Here is a 3,363-nt window from a genome sequence, read left to right on the forward strand (position 1 = left end):
TGCGGGTGATGCTGGCGCGGGTGATGCCGGGCTGGGCGGCGGCACGGGCTCCGGGTCCGCGCTGGACGTTGCCGGCAACGCGATGGTGACGGCACTGGCGCTGCTCACGGCGGCGAGGGCCAAAGTTGCCCACCAACCCCTGCGGCGTGTTCCTTCGTACCGTGTTGAAGTCGTGTGCACCTCATGCATGGCGACGAACCTACCGTGTTACAGCTGTGAATCAAGGAAGCGCTGCCTTAACAAAGGGCGAGTCTTTCAGCGCGGCGCCGAATGCAGGGCCACTTCGTGGGCCTTGACGCTGAACCACACGCTGGCACCAGGGGTCAGCTGCAGCTCCGCCGCGGCTTCGACGGTGACCGTCGCCGCCAGGCCCGGCGCGCCGTCGGACTGTTCCGGGCCGCGGACCCGGACGTCGCGGCCGCGGGAATCCAGTTCGGCGATTGTCACCTTGACCGTGTTGCGCGGGCTTCCGTGCGGGCGTTCGCGATACACCGCCACCGCGGCCGGCGCGAACACCGCGACCGCGCGTTGGCCGCCAACGAGCTCCTCGGTCGTGGTCCCGTGCCAAACCTGGCCGGATTCGGTACGCAGAGCGCCGTCCCGACCGATCGTTCCGCTGACCAGGTTGACACCCGCGATGCGGGCGCCGAAGTGGCTGCGCGGCGCTGCGAGCACGTCAGCCGCCGCGCCGATCTCGGCGATCTTGCCGGACTCCATCACCATGACCCGATCGGCCAGCGTGAACACATCCAGCAGATCGTGAGTCACCAGCACGACCGCGCAGCCGTTTTTGACGACCACGCTGCGCAGCACACCGCGGATGGCCGCGGCCGCCGCCACGTCCAGCCCGGTCAGCGGCTCGTCCAGCAGCAAGACGTCGGGTTCGGCCGCCAATGCCCGCGCGAGCGCGACCCGTTGGGCTTGACCGCCGGAAAGCTGCCGCGGCTTGCGTTCGGCCAAGGGGGCCGCATCCACGTCCGCCAGCCAGCGCAGGGCCGTGGCTTTGTCGGCGGCACGTCCGGAGCGCAACCTAAGGAACGGCTTGCGACGGCTGCGCGGTCCGAAGGCGACGTTGGCGGCCGCGCTCAGGTGCGGGAACAGCAGGGGGTTCTGTAGCAGCAGCCCGACCCGGCGGTCGTGGGTCGGGACGTGCACGCCTGTCGCGGTGTCGGTCAGTATTCGGTCACCCAGCCGCACCCGACCCGCATCCGGACGGACCAGCCCGGCGATGACGTGCAACGCCGTCGACTTGCCCGCCCCGTTGGGCCCGAGGATGGCCAGCACCTCGCCCGCCGACACCGAGAACTCGACATCCACGTTTCGGTCCGCGACAACCGCGCGCAGTTGCAGGTCCCCCATCGACGGCTACCCCATGTCGCTTCCGGTCAGCCTGCGGGCACCCAGCCCGAGCACCACCACCGCCGCTACCACGACGAGCAGCAGCGACAACGCCACCGCGGCGTCCGGGTCGTTGACCCGTTGCACGTAGATCTCCAGCGGGAGCGTCTGGGTCACCCCTTTCCGGGAGCCGGCGAACGTCAGCGTCGCGCCGAATTCGCCCAGCGAGCGGGCGAAGGCAAGCACCGCGCCGGAGATCAACCCGGGCAACAGCAGACGCAGCGTGACTCGCCACCAGATGGTGCTGGGACGGGCCCCGAGTGTGGCGGCGACTACCTCGTAGTCGGCTCCCGCGGTGCGGGCCGCTCCCTCGAGCGAGATCACCAGAAACGGCAAGGACACGAATGTTTGCGCCAGCACCACGGCGGTGGTGCTGAACGCGATGGTGAAACCGGCGGCCTCGAAATACCGCCCGACCAAACCGAACCGCCCGAACGCGTAGAGCAGCGCGATGCCACCGACCACCGGCGGCAGTACCAGAGGCAACAGGATCAGCGGGCGGAGCAGCCGAACCACGCGTGCCCGGCTGCGGGCCGAGACCAGGGCCATGGGGACCCCGAGCACGATGCACAGCGCGGTGCTTGCGGACGCCGTTTGGACACTGAGCAGCAGCGCCGCCTTCGAATCGTCACTGGAGATCAGCGACCAGAAATGCGGCCAATCGACCTTGACCGCGATCGCGACCAGCGGCAACGCCACGAAGGCCAACCCGATCACGGCGGGCAGGTAGACCCAGCGGGGCAGATCGGTAGGCCGGAGCACGGACGGTGTCAGGGCTTGCCGAAGCCGAACTGATCCAGGATCTGCCGGCCTGTCTCGTTGGTGACGGTGGTCAGGAACCGGTGTGCCAACGCGGCTTGGGGCGCGTTCTTCAGCACCGCGATGGGATAGACGTTCACGGCATCGGCAGCTTCGGGGAACTTCACCGTCGTCACCTTGTCGCCGGCACCGAGCGCGTCGGTCAGGTAGACCAGTCCCGCGTCGGCCTGACCGGTGGTGACCTTGTTCAGCACGTCGGTCACGCTGAGCTCCTCGCTCACCGGGTTGAGGCGGACGCCGGTGGCGTCCTCGATGCGCCGGGTGGCCGATCCGCACGGCACCTTCGGCTGGCAGACCACCACCGTCAGCCCCGGCTGCGCGAGATCGGCGAACGAACCGACCGGCTTGGGGATTCCCGGTGCGGTGACGATGACGAGCGAGTTGGAGGCGAACTTGGTCGGATCGTCGGCCAGCAATCCGGCCTTGGCGACGGTGTCCATCTGAGCGCTGTCGGCCGAGGCGAAGACATCCGCGGTTGCGCCTTGGGTCAGTTGAGTCGCCAGCTCAGACGAACCCGCGAAGCTGAATTCGACTGTGACACCGGGATTGTCCGTCTGAAACAGGTCGCCGATCTTGGTGAACGCGGCCTTGAGGGAGGCCGCCGCGAACACCACGATGCGATGGCCTTCGGCCGGGGGATTTGAATGGCACGCTGCCACTGCCGCTAGCAGGCTTGCGGTCAGCGCAATCGCCAGGAAACCGGTTCCGTGCCCTATGCGGCGCATAGGTAGAACCTAACCCGACCACGACTTCGTGGTCTGTGCCCGCGCCTTCGCCGCTGGGCTTGCCTACAACAAGCCGTCCAGCCCCAACAGCAGGCCCCCAGCACCGGCGATACCCGACGCGCCGCCTCCGGCCCCACCCCTACCAGCGTTGCCGCCGTTGCCGATCAGCACGGCGGCGCCGCCATCACCGCCTTTGCCGCCTGAGTTGCCGCCGGTGCCCCCGTTACCGCCATCGCCGAACACCCCGGCCGTGCCGCCGTTTCCGCCGATTCCGCCCACCACACCGCCGATCCCACCGTTACCGCCCGTCCCGCCGTTGCCGAAAAGAAAACCGGCGTCACCGCCAATCCCGCCATTCCCGGCGGTGGCGAACGAAACGCCACCAACCCCGCCCGCGCCACCGTTACCGGCTAGAAAGCCG

The 3,363-nt window shown here is 68.7% G+C and carries 4 protein-coding genes; all 4 read right to left on the reverse strand.

The annotated features are described in order from the left end of the window. Positions 1 to 255 precede the first annotated feature (255 nt). The gene (locus BST27_RS29815) at positions 256 to 1,359 is read right to left on the reverse strand and encodes a sulfate/molybdate ABC transporter ATP-binding protein (protein WP_069418378.1); all 1,104 of its coding nucleotides are present in this window, start codon (positions 1,357 to 1,359) and stop codon (positions 256 to 258) included. A gap of 6 nt (positions 1,360 to 1,365) precedes the next feature. Then, entirely contained in the window at positions 1,366 to 2,160 is a 795-nt protein-coding gene (locus BST27_RS29820; RefSeq protein ID WP_069418379.1) for an ABC transporter permease, read from the reverse strand. Between the two features lie 8 nt (positions 2,161 to 2,168). Continuing rightward, on the reverse strand, positions 2,169 to 2,942 hold the full coding sequence (gene modA / locus BST27_RS29825; RefSeq protein ID WP_069418380.1) for a molybdate ABC transporter substrate-binding protein: 774 nt from the start codon (positions 2,940 to 2,942) through the stop codon (positions 2,169 to 2,171). Positions 2,943 to 3,005: 63 nt separating this feature from the next. Further along, on the reverse strand, positions 3,006 to 3,363 hold a 358-nt coding region (locus BST27_RS32845), incomplete at its 5' end, for a hypothetical protein (RefSeq protein ID WP_428842046.1).

Source organism: Mycobacterium intermedium (assembly GCF_002086275.1).
GTDB lineage: Bacteria > Actinomycetota > Actinomycetes > Mycobacteriales > Mycobacteriaceae > Mycobacterium > Mycobacterium intermedium.

What these genes read in the sequence shown, in the direction of transcription:
- BST27_RS29815 (WP_069418378.1), bottom strand. Translation starts at nt 1,359, where the DNA reads ATGGGGGACCTGCAACTGCGCGCGGTTGTCGCGGACCGAAACGTGGAT.
- modA (WP_069418380.1), bottom strand. Translation starts at nt 2,942, where the DNA reads ATGCGCCGCATAGGGCACGGAACCGGTTTCCTGGCGATTGCGCTGACC.